The sequence below is a fragment of the Pseudoalteromonas marina genome, from assembly GCF_000238335.3.
Taxonomy (GTDB): Bacteria; Pseudomonadota; Gammaproteobacteria; order Enterobacterales; family Alteromonadaceae; genus Pseudoalteromonas; species Pseudoalteromonas marina.
Genome location: NZ_AHCB03000004.1, coordinates 1 through 13,475 on the forward strand (window position 1 = coordinate 1; position 13,475 = coordinate 13,475).

Sequence of the window (13,475 nt, forward strand, 5' to 3'; positions counted from 1 at the left end):
GGGTCGCATTATAGGGAGATCCGAAAACAGATCAACCCTTTTTTGAAGAAAACTTGAAAAAACATACTGTTCGATGAGTATTTGAACTAAACACACTAAAAAAACAACATTGCTTTCATTTTATTAACATGTATCGTCAATTTTGCTTTGAAACGGTAGGCTAAGATCCAACGATCTTCATATACAAACTCACTCCCCACAAGATCACAAGGATCATTAGTGAAAGCGTGACGGCTGCAGAGCCCATATCTTTTGCTCTGCCTGACAAGACATGAAGTTCTGTGCTTACACGATCAGTAAGTGCTTCAATTGCTGAGTTTAATAATTCAACAATTAATACCACTAGCAGTGAGCACATAAGAATTGCCCAATGAAGTAATGAAGATGCCAGCAGAAATGAAAAAGGAAAAAGGATTATGCAGATCAGTAACTCTTGCCTGAATGCAGCTTCTTCTTTAAACGCTGCTTTAAATCCTAGATAGGAGCAGTATGTGGCTTTAAATACACGCTTGAACCCTAATCCATTTGGTTTGAATACATCTTTCATTAAATAAGCTCTTTAAAAGGTCAAAAGAAAGCCCCGCAATGCGAGGCTTTATATTTTAGGCTACGCCGTATTTATCACGATACGCTTTTACTGATACTAAATGTTCACCCATTGTCCCTTGGTTTTCAAGGTAACTAATCAAATCAGCAAGTTTAACAATAGAGATTACCTGTGTATTAAAGTCGCGCTCAACCTCTTGAATAGCAGAGAGCTCAGCTTTACCTTTTTCCTGACGATCTAGTGCTATTAATACACCACTTAAGTCTGCGCCATTATCTGCGATGATTTCCATTGATTCGCGAATTGCGGTACCCGCAGTGATCACATCATCCACCAGCATGATTTTACCATTTAATGGTGAGCCTACTAATGTACCGCCTTCACCATGCGCTTTTTTCTCTTTGCGGTTAAAGCAATAAGGTACATCTTTGTTGTAATGATCTGCTAATGCTACAGCTGTGGTGGTAGCGATTGGAATACCTTTATAAGCTGGTCCAAATAAAACATCATATTCTATAGCCGCATCTTCTAGAGCTGCAGCATAAAAACGGCCTAACCGTGCTAAATCACGTCCAGTGTTAAATAAGCCTGCATTAAAGAAGTATGGACTAGTACGGCCTGATTTAAGGGTAAACTCACCAAACTTCAGTACCTGCTTTTCTAGCGCAAATTCAATAAATTCTTTTTGGTAATTTTTCATTTTTTTGCTACCTACTTATTTATGCTAATGCTTGCTTTTGAACGTCAATGATCTCTCTAATAGAGTGTTTTGCTAATGTAAGTAACTCATCAAGCTCATCAAACGAAAACGGTTCGCCCTCTGCCGTGCCTTGAACTTCAATAATTTTACCTGTTTCAGTTAAAATTACATTCATATCAGTTTCTGCCGCTGAGTCTTCAATATATTCTAAATCACTTATAGCTTGGCCCTTATATATGCCAACTGAAATCGCAGCAATCATATGCTTAAGCGGGTTTGAATTAATCATCCCCTTGGCACGCATGTGGGTTAGTGCATCGACAAGTGCAACACAAGCACCGCTTATTGATGCTGTGCGTGTTCCACCATCGGCCTGAATGACATCACAATCAATAGTAATTGTGTTTTCGCCAAGTGCTTTTAAATCAACTGCAGCGCGAAGTGCACGTGCGATCAAACGTTGAATTTCCATTGTTCGGCCACCTTGCTTACCGCGAGACGCTTCACGAGCATTGCGCGTGTGTGTTGACCTTGGAAGCATGCCGTACTCAGCATTTATCCATCCCTTACCTTGGCCTTTCATGAAACGCGGAACGCCCGATTCAACCGTAGCTGTACAAAGTACTTTGGTATTACCAAATTCAACAAGTACAGACCCTTCTGCATGTAAAGTATAATTACGTGTAAATGATACGGGTCTAATTTGATTTGGTGTTCTTTGGCTTGGACGCATTGACGATCCCCTTAATTCATAATTTGCCACATTATAAGTGTATGTGAGTACAGATACCATGCTGATTTAACAAATACCTGGTTGCAAAACATTCAGCTACTTAAATTTTCCCTAGAGGTTGGAGAGTGTTTCGGTATAATAATAATTAATTATGTATTATAAAACTTAGGAAACCATCCATGATCCACAGTATGACAGCTTATGCGCGTCGCGAGATAAAAGGCGATTGGGGCACTGGCACTTGGGAAGTTCGATCAGTTAACCAACGTTACCTTGAAACCTTTATTCGCGCACCAGAGCAATTTCGTGGGATGGAGCCTGTTATTCGTGAACGCTTACGTAAACATCTACAGCGCGGTAAAGTAGAAGTATTTTTAAAGTTTGTTGCAAACCCAGCTCATGTTGGTGAGTTATCAATTAATCAAGCATTGGCTGAACAACTTATAAATAGTGCTAAATGGGTTCAACAGCAAAGTAATGGTGAGATAAACCCTGTTGATATTTTACGCTGGCCTGGTGTAATGGAAGCCGAAGAACTGGATATGGACAGCGTAAACACAGCGCTAATTGCAGGGCTTGATGAAGTAATAGAAGACTTTAAATCAGCACGGGGTGATGAAGGCGCAAATTTAGAAGAGATGATAGCAACTCGCCTTGATGCAATTATAGAGCAAGTAAACACTGTAGAAACTCACATGCCAGAAATTACTAAATGGCAACGTGAGAAACTTGAACAAAAATTGGAAGATTTAACGACAAATATTGACGAGTCTCGTCTTGAGCAAGAACTAATTTATCTGGCACAAAAACAAGATGTAGCCGAAGAACTTGACCGCTTAAAGTCTCATGTTAAAGAAACTAAAAAAATTCTTAAAAAAGGCGGCGCATGTGGCCGTCGCCTAGATTTTATGATGCAAGAGTTTAACCGAGAAGCAAATACCCTCGCTTCTAAGTCTATTAATAGCGATATTACTAATGCGGCGGTCGAGCTTAAAGTTTTAATTGAACAAATGCGTGAGCAGATCCAGAATATTGAATAGCGTAAAGTACGCCTGTGACTCACTTGAGCACAAATAGCTAAATAAAGTACAATGTAATAATTAAAGGCTTGGGTTATTTATAACTCAAGCCTGTTTATTTTTTGATAGAGAAAAACATGGCTCAAACTCGCGGAAACTTATTTATATTATCGGCTCCTTCTGGTGCGGGTAAGTCTAGCTTAATTAATGCCTTACTTAAGAAACATGCAGATATGAAAGTATCGGTATCGCACACCACTCGCTCACCTCGCCCAGGTGAAGAAAATGGCGTTCACTATCACTTTGTAACTACTGATGAGTTTAAGGCATTAATTACCAAAGATGATTTTTTTGAGTGGGCACAAGTTTTTGATAACTATTACGGTACATCAAAACAAGCTATTGAATCGCAACTTGACGCAGGCATAGATGTATTTTTAGACATAGACTGGCAAGGTGCGCAGCAAGTTCGTAAAATTATGCCAAGCGTACAGACTATTTTTATTCTACCGCCTTCTAAAGCAGAACTTGAACAACGCTTAAATAACCGCGGCCAAGACTCTGCAGATGTTATTGCATCTCGTATGGCCAAAGCACAATCTGAAACATCTCATTTCAACGAGTACGATTTTGTTATTGTAAACGATGATTTTGATACTGCCCTTGGTGATATCGAAACGATTGTTATGTCGCAGCGTTTAACATTAAGCGCTCAAGAAATTCGAAATAAAAAATTACTAAATGACCTTTTAAAGTAAATTAAGGACATTTAATTAGGTCATACTCAGTAAAACTGATAAAAATTGACCACTACCTATTGGCGAAAGTCCCTGCGTACAGTAAACTACGCCTTTGCTTTTAAATTATTTTTGGAGTGCTGAGATGGCTCGCGTAACAGTTGAAGATGCAGTAGATGCAGTTGGTAATCGTTTTGACTTAATTTTAGTTGCGGCTCGTCGTGCCCGCCAAATTGCTGTTGGTGGTAAAACTCCACTAGTAGACCCTGAAAACGATAAACCAACCGTTGTTGCTTTACGTGAAATTGAATTAAACCTTGTTGATAGCTCATCAATGGATTTAATCGACCGTGAAGAACAACAACATCAAGAAGCAGCAGAACTTGCTGCTGTTGCTGCTATTGTTGGTGGCAACCAATAATCGACCTCCCGGTCTGATTTAGCCAACGGCGCAGTATTTCTACTATAGCCGTTGGCAATCCTTTCTTTTCATCGTATATTCTTAACTTACCGTTACCTAATTTGCTTCACTAGAACATTGGAGTGTGAATGTATCTTTTTGAAGGTCTAAAAAAGAAAATTTCTGAATACTTACCTGCTGCTGAAGTAGAGCTGGTACAAAAATCTTACGTGGTAGCACGAGAGGCCCATGAAGGCCAAACTCGCTCAAGCGGCGAGCCTTACATTACTCACCCCGTTGAAGTAACTCAAATCCTCGCAGGTATGCACCTTGATCATGAAACGCTCATGGCCGCATTAATGCACGATGTAATTGAAGATACCGACTTTAGCCAACAAGACTTAGCTGAGATTTTTGGCGAAACTGTCGCAGAACTTGTTGAAGGTGTAAGTAAGCTTGATAAGCTGAGCTTTAAAGATAAAAAAGAGTTTCAGGCTGAAAACTACCGAAAAATGATCATGGCAATGACCCAAGACATTCGGGTTATTTTAATCAAACTTGCCGATAGAACACACAATATGCGCACCCTTGGCGCACTTCGCCCTGATAAACGCCGCCGCATAGCGCGTGAAACACTTGAAATATACGCACCCATTGCAAACCGTTTGGGTATTCACGATATAAAAAATGAATTGGAAGACTTAGGTTTTCAAGCATTATACCCTATGCGCCATCGTGCACTTAAGTCGGAAGTGGCTAAAGCCCGTGGTAACCGCAAAGAAGTTATCTCCAATATTCAAACCGAAGTAGAAGCTCGCTTAGAAGAATCGGGCATTGCTGCTACTGTATCTGGACGCGAAAAACACCTTTATAGCATTTATAAAAAAATGTTAAATAAGGAGTTGCTGTTTAATGAGGTAATGGATATTTATGCGTTTAGAATTGCCGTCGATTCAATGGATACCTGCTACCGTGTATTAGGCGTTGCGCATAATTTATATAAACCTATTGAAACTCGCTTTAAAGATTACATTGCGGTACCTAAAACAAATGGTTACCAGTCGTTGCATACTTCGCTTGTTGGCCCGCATGGTATTCCTGTAGAAATACAAATTCGTACTCATGATATGGATCATATGGCCGACAAAGGCGTTGCAGCACATTGGATGTATAAAAAAGCTGGCGATGGTTCAGGAAATACGTCTCAGCAACGTGCTCGTCAGTGGATGCAAAGCTTACTTGAACTTCAACAAAGTGCAGGGTCGTCATTTGAATTTATTGAAAACGTTAAAACAGAATTATTCCCTGAGGAAATTTACGTATTCACTCCTGATGGCCGAATAGTTGAACTACCAATGGGTGCTACTGCGGTCGATTTTGCGTATGCAGTTCATACCGACGTAGGCAATACCTGTGTAGGCGCGCGTGTTAACCGCAAACCTTACCCGCTAAGTAAACCACTAGACACAGGCCAAACAATTGAAGTGATCACCAGTTCAGGCGCTCACCCTAATGCAACTTGGCTTAACTTTATTGTGACGGGTAAAGCGCGCTTAGGTATTCGTAATTACCTTAAGAGTCAGCATCATGAAGAAGCTATGTTGCTTGGTAGACGCTTACTCGACTCTGCACTAGGCGAAAACAAGCTAGATAGTATTCCTGATGAAAATATTGCACGCGTTCTTGAAGAGCATGAGCTTTCGACCTTACTTGAGCTGCTTGTAGAAATTGGCGCTGGTAATTTAATGAGCGTACTCATAGCCAAGCGTTTGTTGCAAAATGATTCTGACGACTTGACCGACATAACTAAACAAGCCAAAGCGACCATTATTGGAACAGAAGGCATGTTAGTCAATTACTCTAAATGTTGCCGTCCTGTCCCAGGTGATGCAATTACTGCACACATAAGCCAAGGTAAAGGATTAACAGTTCATCGCCAAGAATGTAAAAATATTCGTGGCTGGGAAAGTGAACGATCTAAATACTTGGTCGTAAAATGGGATGATAACCCTGAAAAAGAATACATAGCAGCCCTTAGGGTAGAGATTATTAATCATCAAGGTGCGTTAGCTAAGTTAACCAACGTAGTTGCCACAACCCACGCTAATATTGTTGAAATAGCGACTGACGAAAAAGAAAGTAATTTATATGTGATAGACCTTGGAGTCACGGTTAAAAACCGTGTCCACGTTGCCAACATTATGCGAAAAATTCGCGTAATGCCTGATGTGCAAAAAGTCTACCGAAAAAAATAACATAGGAAAAACATGAACAAAGCATTTATATCCACCGAAAAAGCACCTGCAGCAATAGGTACTTATAGCCAAGCAGTTAAAGTTGGCACTGCAGTATACTTGTCTGGTCAAATTCCATTAGTACCTGAGACTATGGAAGTTATATCAGAAGACTTTAGTGAACAAACACATCAAGTATTTAAAAATATCACAGCAGTGTGTGAAGAAGCCGGTGGTAAAATTCAAGACTTAGTTAAAGTAAATATTTATTTAACTGATTTATCTAACTTTGCTGTCGTTAACGAAGTAATGAGCCAGTACTTTAAGCAACCATACCCTGCACGTGCAGCAGTTGGTGTACGTGCTTTACCAAAAGGTGTACAAGTTGAGATTGACGGAATAATGGAACTGCCTTCAACTAACTAATATTTTCCTGAGCTATAGACCCATTCTATAGCTCACACCTGTCCTATTTTTATACTATATTGTTATTCTTACTATCTTGACTCCGTCTTCAATTTCTATCACTCTGTAACTATGTCATTAATTTACTAAAACTTTAGTGGTTAAAAAGGATTAGCTGTGTTTAAGCTTGCTCATAATGGGAATGTTTTACTCGATGTAAATAAACACCCGCCTCCAAGTGCTACATTTGTTATTGAAGCAATAGAAATGTCTAAATTTTGCGACTGTAAAATTGATTACGACGCAATTAATGCATTCTTCAAAGATAAAAGTACAGAGCCAGTACTTATCGTCGCGACCAAATACGATGCAAAGTTAGAGGTTGTCATCAGTGATGATAAAATGATGGCTACTGGCGAGCTTACCGTCGCGCAAGGCGGTGATTTACTCAGCCTTGATGATGCAAAAAAACAGCTAGTCAAAGCAGGTATAGTTCGTGGTTATAAGCAAGCATATTTAGAACAACTATTACAAAAGCAATTTACTGCTAAAGCAGGTGAGGTTGTGCAGGGTATTTTGGCCCAAGGCCGCCTGCCCAGTGATGGCTTAGCAACTAAACTCGTTACTAAAGTAAGAACTTTAAAAGACCATCTAAAAACCCCAAAGTTAAAAGAAGATGGCAGCGTTGATATGCGTGACTTTGGTAAAATGGCAAGTGTTGAGCCTGGTGCGGTACTTATACGCCAACAACCCGCAACTCCAGGAAAAGAAGGCTTTACTGTACTTGGCGATATATTACCGGCGAAACCGGGTGACAATAAACAACTTGTTGCCGGTGAGGGTACCGAGATCTCTAAACTTAACCCTCTAGAGTTAGTATCAACCATATCAGGTGTGCCTATTGAAATTACTAACGGAATGCGCGTAGACGATATTTTTACTATTCCCGATGTCAACGTTAAGAGCGGTCATATTGATTTTGAAGGCAGTGTGATTGTTACTCGAAATATAGAACCTGGAATGAAAGTAACCGCCAAAGGTGATATTACAATATTTGGTACTGTTGAATCTGGTGAGTTAACAGCCGGCGGTAATATTACTGTTAAGCAAGGCGTTATTGGGCATCAAAAATCTGACGACAAATCGCTTTCGTGTAAGCTTATATGTGAAGGCGACATTCATGTATCCCACTCACAATATTGCTATTTAGAAGCTGCAAATATTTTTATTGAGCGACAAACTAGCCACTGTATTATGAAGGCACGTCATGCTCTTAAGGTAGGTCAACCAGATTTACCTAAAGGTAAGATATTTGGGGGCGAGATTTTAGACGCGACAACATTAATTGCTGGTGAAATTGGCAACGAATCGGGTGCTAAAATGGTTATTAATTTAGCAAGCTCCGGCGGTGATATTACTGCTGAAACTGACGAGTGCTTTAAAGAGCTTGCTAAAACGGAGCAGCAATTAGACTCCTTACAACCTGCATTAGAAAAAGCAGACTTGCTTAAAGATCCAGAAAGAAAAAACGAACTGATCAGTAAAATTGGTGCTACTCAGTTACATCTATGTCAACAAGCAGAGCAATATGAAAGGCAACTCTCATCATTAGAGAATAACCTTCATGAATTACTTACAAATACACACTTAATCGTCAATACAGTTTTACATTCAGGTGTGGAAATACATATTTTTGATAAAGTTCTTAAAACAAACCGTAATTACCCACCTTGCACAATAAAACTGATGAATAACAAAGTAGAAGTTGAGTTTAAAACATCGTGAATATAGAGTGCTAAAAGCAGCACTCTTATATCTTTCATTAGAGTAGACCATCAACACTTGCATGTGTTTGTGTTGACCATACTCCAACTTGAACTTGTCCAATATGTTCCTTTTGCAGCAATAACATAGCCAAACGTGATTGCCCAATACCTCCACCAATAGTTTGTGGAAACTGACTTTTTAATAATGCCTTATGCCAATCCAATTGCAGGCGGTCATCATCTCCTGTAATGCTCAACTGAGTTTTTAGTACCTCGGGGCTTACACGAATCCCCATTGAAGATATCTCAAAGGAATCTTCAAGTATTGGATTCCATACTAAAATATCACCATTGAGCCCTATATATTGTTCGCTCGTTGGTGTAGACCAATCGTCATAATCAGGCGCTCTTACATCGTGAATTTGACCATCGGCTAATTGACCACCAATTCCAATTAAAAATACAGCACCATATTTTTTTGCTATTGCTTTTTCGCGATTTTTAGCCGTAAGGTCAGGGTACATTTTACGAAGCTCTTCACTGTGCACAAATTGAATATCACTTGGTAAAAAAGGATCAAGCGAAAAGTGTTCGCTAACAAATTGCTCTGTTTCTTTTATGCCTTTATAAATTGATTCAACTGTACGTTTGAGGGTAGTTAAAGAACGTTCTGTTGATTCACAAATTACCTTTTCCCAATCCCACTGATCAACGTAAACCGAGTGGATAGGACTTAGCGACTCTTCATCAGGGCGCAGTGCCTTCATTTGAGTGTAAAGGCCTTCACCTTTACTAAATCCATACTCACCTAACGTTTTACGTTTCCACTTTGCTAGCGAATGCACAACTTCGTATTGGCTATCGGCAATCGCTTTTACATTTACTGCTACAGCGTTTTCATGACCGCTTAAATTATCTTGTGTGCCATCACCTACTTTTGCAAGAATAGGTGCCTGCACTTCGACTAGCCCTAACTGTTTTTCCAATTGCCGTGAAAAAAATTGCTTTACGCTGCTTATTTGCAACTGCTGCTGCACATAGTGTGAACTCATAATAATTGGCCTCATTCCCAGTTATTGTTACTTACTTTATTTTTAATAACGCACCTAACAGATGCTGCTAATGAAGTTACTGTAACGATTTAAACTTTTAATTCAATAACCCATAATAAAAATAGCTTTAATGTATAAATTCGATTAATTTACAGGGTATAAAAATGTGAATTCACTAATTTAAATAAGAAAAAATAATGGAAAATTATCAAATCGATAATCTCGATAAACAGATACTTCACGCTTTAATGGAAAACGCCCGCACAGCTTATGCAGAATTAGCGAAACGTTTTAACGTAAGTGCCGGCACTATTCATGTGCGTGTAGAAAAATTAAAACAAGCAGGAATTATCACAGGCACCCAATTAAGTATAAATACAAAGCGACTTGGCTATGACGTTTGCTGCTTTATTGGTATTAATTTAAATAATGCACGCGACTATCCTGAAACACTCATTAAACTCGAAGCGCTCGAAGAAGTTGTTGAAGCCTATTACACCACCGGTAATTACAGCATTTTTATTAAAGTAATGGCTAAATCAATCGACCACTTACAGGATGTATTAATAAATAAAATTCAAGCGATAGAAGCTATCCAGTCCACCGAGACACTTATTTCTTTACAAAACCCAATTAGCCGCACAGTGATGCCTTAGTACATAAAATTTCGTATAATTAATAAAAAAGAGGATCACCATGCAGCAAAATCGCTATCAACGAATTAAAGACGTCTTATCGCGTCGCCAAACCGACTTAACCGTGTGCCTAGAAGACGTGCACAAACACCATAACCTATCGGCTATTGTAAGAAGTGCCGATGCAGTGGGTTGCCACCATGTACATGCTGTATGGCCTGAAAACCAAAAATGGCTAACTAATAACACCTCAGGCGGGAGTAAAAATTGGCTAGAAACCCACCTTCATAAAAATATTGATGATGCCGCAACCATGATGCGACAGCACAACCCAAATGTACAAATATTAGCCACGCACCTGAGCGAAGATGCAGTTGATTTTAGAGAAATAGATTACACAAAACCCACAGCAATTATTGTTGGACAAGAAAAAACAGGGATCTCAGCACAAGCCCTTAAGCATGCCGATCAAAACATAATTATCCCTATGCAAGGCATGGTGCAATCTCTTAATGTTTCTGTGGCTGCAGCACTCATTTTATTTGAAGCACAACATCAACGCGAAAAGGCAGGACTGTATAACCGTAATATGTTGAGCGAAGATATAAAACACCCTATGTATTTTGAAGGCTACCACCCCGTTATAGCTAAACAATGCCGTATAAAAAAACTACCTTACCCGCCACTCGATGAAGAAGGTGAAATAATTGCTGACGATGAATTTTGGCACGCCTTAAAACATGCTTGATGCTTAGCGAGCCTGTGAGTACACTTAACTCATTCACAAATAAAAAGATTTGAGCCTACATTGTCTAAACCTAGCTTAAACCAATACCCCATTACGGAACTTAAAGGGGTCGGACCTAAAATGGCCGAACGCCTTTTAAAGCTAGGTATTAAAAACGTGCAAGACATGCTCTTTCACTTACCGCTTAGGTACGAAGATAGAACCCGTATTTATTCTATCAACGAACTGTCATTTCACAGCCACGTGAGCATTGAAGCAACAATAGAAACAAGCCAGATCACATTTGGCAAAAGACGTATGCTCGTTGTGCAAGTAAATGATAATACAGGGAGGCTCACACTTAGGTTTTTTAATTTCAGTGCAGCACAAAAAAATGCATTAAGCCCTGGAAAAATAATACGTTGCTTCGGCGAAGTTCGCCGCGGGCGTGTTGGCTTTGAAATGAGCCATCCAGAATATAGTTTAAGTGATACACCAAGTGAGCAGCCAACAGCTTCAACATTAACGCCAGTATACCCAACAACAGATGGTTTAAAGCAATTATCTATTAGGGCCCTAAGTGAACAAGCTGTAGAGCTGCTTAATAAATACTCTGTTGAAGAACTGTTACCCGTGCAATGGCAACCTTCTCAACTTGCACTAGCTGACGCCTTATTATTGCTTCATCGCCCACCTAGTAATATCGACGTTAATGAACTAGAGCAAGGAACACACCCTGCTCAGCAGCGATTAGTATTTGAAGAATTACTTGCACAAAACCTAAGCTTATTAAAAGTAAGAAAGCAAGGACAGCAAGTAAAAGCAGTGTCTCTAAGTTCTACAAATAAATTAGAGCCTCAATTTTTATCACAATTGCCTTTTGCGCCAACCAATGCACAAAATCGTGTTGTGTCAGAAATTAAAGTTGATCTAGCATCTCCTTATCCTATGATGCGCCTAGTTCAAGGCGATGTAGGCTCTGGCAAAACCTTAGTTGCGGCATTAAGCGCATTAACAGCAATAGCTCAAGGGTTTCAAGTAGCCTTAATGGCACCTACTGAAATACTTGCAGAGCAGCATGGTATAAGTTTCACCTCATGGTTTAAACAATTAGGCATAGACGTAGCATGGCTTGGTGGAAAAACAAAAGGTAAAGAACGTACAGCAACACTAGAAAAGATTGCCTCTGGTGAAGCACAAATGATTGTAGGTACACATGCTTTATTTCAAGATGAAGTAAAATTTAACAACCTAGTACTTATAATTATTGATGAACAACATCGGTTCGGTGTTCACCAGCGTTTAACACTAAGAGAAAAGGGACAATTTAATGGCTGTTATCCACATCAACTAGTGATGACCGCAACCCCCATTCCACGTACTCTAGCAATGACAGCTTATGCCGACTTAGAAGTCTCAATTATTGATGAGTTACCACCTGGGCGAACACCTATTACTACAGTAGCACTTCCAGACACGCGTCGTGACGATATAATTACTCGCGTTAAATCAGCTTGTAATGAACAAGATCGGCAAGTTTATTGGGTATGCACACTTATTGATGAGTCTGAAGCACTGCAATGCCAAGCAGCTGAAGATAGTGCTGTGCAATTGAAAGAAGCCCTGCCAGATTTAAATATTGGCTTAGTGCACGGACGAATGAAGCCAGCAGAAAAGCAGTCCATCATGGACGACTTTAAAAAAGGCCTTATACATGTTTTAGTGGCTACAACAGTAATTGAAGTAGGTGTTGATGTACCTAACGCAAGCTTAATCATTATTGAAAACCCAGAGCGCTTAGGTTTAGCACAATTACACCAGTTACGCGGGCGTGTGGGAAGGGGTAATATTGCCTCCCATTGTGTCCTTTTATACCATGCACCACTTTCGCATACCGCACAAAAACGCTTAGGTGTACTTAGAGACAGTAACGATGGCTTTGTGATAGCCGAGCGGGATTTAGAAATACGCGGCCCAGGTGAAGTCCTAGGAACTAAGCAAACAGGCTTAGCAGAATTTAAAATTGCTGATTTAACCCGAGATAAACAAACCCTAAACCAAGTAAGGCCCATTGCACAACAGATGTTAAATCAATACCCTCAATATGTAGATCCACTCATTCAACGCTGGTTGGGCAATAAAACAAACTACGCACAAGCATAACCCAATTATACTTATTCCAGCATCACTCTAGGTAGTAAGTGGTTTTCAAATATAGTGTACAGTCTTCTAGCTGGAACCTATGGATGTAAATGCATATACGCTGATTACTTCCTACCCTTAGCCTTATAAATTATGTTGTAGTGCCCACAGCGCTAGAGAGTCACAGTGAAATGTTCCCTACCATAGGCCTATGTATTGAATAACCAAAACACTCTTCATAAAGAGGCGCTTCGCTTTAGAGAAGAAAATGTTGAATATTACTTTCCTGCAGATGTAAAAAAAACGACTATTTCTAGTCGGGCTTTCTACAATTTGAAGTCGGTGCGCTACGCAGTAGAATGTCATGGTGCCCACAGC

13 protein-coding genes are annotated in these 13,475 nt (G+C 39.7%); 9 read left to right on the top strand and 4 right to left on the bottom strand.

What is annotated here, in order from left to right; all coding sequences use genetic code 11:
• Positions 1 to 160: 160 nt before the first annotated feature.
• From PMAN_RS00035 to rph, 3 genes are read right to left on the bottom strand one after another with little or no spacing between them, the layout of a single operon-like run.
• The gene (locus PMAN_RS00035) at positions 161 to 547 is read right to left on the bottom strand and encodes a diacylglycerol kinase (RefSeq protein WP_006794747.1); all 387 of its coding nucleotides are present in this window, start codon (positions 545 to 547) and stop codon (positions 161 to 163) included.
• Between the two features lie 55 nt (positions 548 to 602).
• Entirely contained in the window at positions 603 to 1,247 is a 645-nt protein-coding gene (gene pyrE, locus PMAN_RS00040; RefSeq protein ID WP_010558155.1) for an orotate phosphoribosyltransferase, read from the bottom strand.
• A gap of 19 nt (positions 1,248 to 1,266) precedes the next feature.
• Complete coding sequence (rph, locus tag PMAN_RS00045) at positions 1,267 to 1,980, bottom strand: ribonuclease PH (RefSeq protein ID WP_006794745.1); 714 nt, start codon at positions 1,978 to 1,980, stop codon at positions 1,267 to 1,269.
• Between the two features lie 179 nt (positions 1,981 to 2,159).
• On the opposite strand from rph, the gene PMAN_RS00050 reads away from it, so the two are divergent.
• The 6 genes from PMAN_RS00050 to PMAN_RS00075 all read left to right on the top strand — a co-directional run bounded on the left by PMAN_RS00050 (position 2,160) and on the right by PMAN_RS00075 (position 8,560).
• Positions 2,160 to 3,020 carry a YicC/YloC family endoribonuclease gene (locus PMAN_RS00050; RefSeq protein WP_008130686.1) on the top strand — a complete coding sequence of 287 codons (861 nt, stop codon included), beginning with the start codon at positions 2,160 to 2,162 and terminating at the stop codon, positions 3,018 to 3,020.
• 116 nt (positions 3,021 to 3,136) lie between these two features.
• Complete coding sequence (gene gmk / locus PMAN_RS00055; protein WP_010558154.1) at positions 3,137 to 3,757, top strand: guanylate kinase; 621 nt, start codon at positions 3,137 to 3,139, stop codon at positions 3,755 to 3,757.
• A 124-nt stretch (positions 3,758 to 3,881) separates the two neighbouring features.
• Positions 3,882 to 4,157 carry a DNA-directed RNA polymerase subunit omega gene (rpoZ, locus tag PMAN_RS00060; protein WP_006794742.1) on the top strand — a complete coding sequence of 92 codons (276 nt, stop codon included), beginning with the start codon at positions 3,882 to 3,884 and terminating at the stop codon, positions 4,155 to 4,157.
• Positions 4,158 to 4,285: 128 nt separating this feature from the next.
• Positions 4,286 to 6,391, top strand: a complete 2,106-nt coding sequence (gene spoT, locus PMAN_RS00065) for a bifunctional GTP diphosphokinase/guanosine-3',5'-bis pyrophosphate 3'-pyrophosphohydrolase (RefSeq protein ID WP_010558153.1) — start codon at positions 4,286 to 4,288, stop codon at positions 6,389 to 6,391.
• A gap of 12 nt (positions 6,392 to 6,403) precedes the next feature.
• Entirely contained in the window at positions 6,404 to 6,796 is a 393-nt protein-coding gene (locus PMAN_RS00070) for a RidA family protein (RefSeq protein ID WP_006794740.1), read from the top strand.
• A 156-nt stretch (positions 6,797 to 6,952) separates the two neighbouring features.
• Positions 6,953 to 8,560: a DUF342 domain-containing protein gene (locus PMAN_RS00075; protein WP_010558152.1), complete on the top strand. Its 1,608-nt coding sequence runs from the start codon at positions 6,953 to 6,955 to the stop codon at positions 8,558 to 8,560.
• Positions 8,561 to 8,597: 37 nt separating this feature from the next.
• On the opposite strand, the gene asnA is transcribed toward PMAN_RS00075, so the two are convergent.
• Complete coding sequence (gene asnA / locus PMAN_RS00080; protein ID WP_010558151.1) at positions 8,598 to 9,593, bottom strand: aspartate--ammonia ligase; 996 nt, start codon at positions 9,591 to 9,593, stop codon at positions 8,598 to 8,600.
• Positions 9,594 to 9,790: 197 nt separating this feature from the next.
• Here asnA and asnC point away from each other — a divergent pair, with 197 nt between their 5' ends.
• Genes asnC through recG form a run of 3 tightly spaced genes read left to right on the top strand, consistent with a single transcriptional unit; the run spans position 9,791 to position 13,118 of the window.
• A complete protein-coding gene (gene asnC / locus PMAN_RS00085; RefSeq protein WP_006794737.1) occupies positions 9,791 to 10,249 on the top strand; it encodes a transcriptional regulator AsnC in 459 nt (152 codons plus the stop codon).
• A gap of 40 nt (positions 10,250 to 10,289) precedes the next feature.
• Positions 10,290 to 10,976 carry a tRNA (guanosine(18)-2'-O)-methyltransferase TrmH gene (gene trmH, locus PMAN_RS00090; RefSeq protein ID WP_006794736.1) on the top strand — a complete coding sequence of 229 codons (687 nt, stop codon included), beginning with the start codon at positions 10,290 to 10,292 and terminating at the stop codon, positions 10,974 to 10,976.
• A gap of 60 nt (positions 10,977 to 11,036) precedes the next feature.
• Complete coding sequence (recG, locus tag PMAN_RS00095) at positions 11,037 to 13,118, top strand: ATP-dependent DNA helicase RecG (protein WP_010558150.1); 2,082 nt, start codon at positions 11,037 to 11,039, stop codon at positions 13,116 to 13,118.
• Positions 13,119 to 13,475 lie beyond the last annotated feature (357 nt).

What these genes read in the sequence shown, in the direction of transcription:
- PMAN_RS00035 (WP_006794747.1), bottom strand. Translation starts at nt 547, where the DNA reads ATGAAAGATGTATTCAAACCAAATGGATTAGGGTTCAAGCGTGTATTT.
- pyrE (WP_010558155.1), bottom strand. Translation starts at nt 1,247, where the DNA reads ATGAAAAATTACCAAAAAGAATTTATTGAATTTGCGCTAGAAAAGCAG.
- rph (WP_006794745.1), bottom strand. Translation starts at nt 1,980, where the DNA reads ATGCGTCCAAGCCAAAGAACACCAAATCAAATTAGACCCGTATCATTT.
- PMAN_RS00050 (WP_008130686.1), top strand. Translation starts at nt 2,160, where the DNA reads ATGATCCACAGTATGACAGCTTATGCGCGTCGCGAGATAAAAGGCGAT.
- gmk (WP_010558154.1), top strand. Translation starts at nt 3,137, where the DNA reads ATGGCTCAAACTCGCGGAAACTTATTTATATTATCGGCTCCTTCTGGT.
- rpoZ (WP_006794742.1), top strand. Translation starts at nt 3,882, where the DNA reads ATGGCTCGCGTAACAGTTGAAGATGCAGTAGATGCAGTTGGTAATCGT.
- spoT (WP_010558153.1), top strand. Translation starts at nt 4,286, where the DNA reads ATGTATCTTTTTGAAGGTCTAAAAAAGAAAATTTCTGAATACTTACCT.
- PMAN_RS00070 (WP_006794740.1), top strand. Translation starts at nt 6,404, where the DNA reads ATGAACAAAGCATTTATATCCACCGAAAAAGCACCTGCAGCAATAGGT.
- asnA (WP_010558151.1), bottom strand. Translation starts at nt 9,593, where the DNA reads ATGAGTTCACACTATGTGCAGCAGCAGTTGCAAATAAGCAGCGTAAAG.
- asnC (WP_006794737.1), top strand. Translation starts at nt 9,791, where the DNA reads ATGGAAAATTATCAAATCGATAATCTCGATAAACAGATACTTCACGCT.
- trmH (WP_006794736.1), top strand. Translation starts at nt 10,290, where the DNA reads ATGCAGCAAAATCGCTATCAACGAATTAAAGACGTCTTATCGCGTCGC.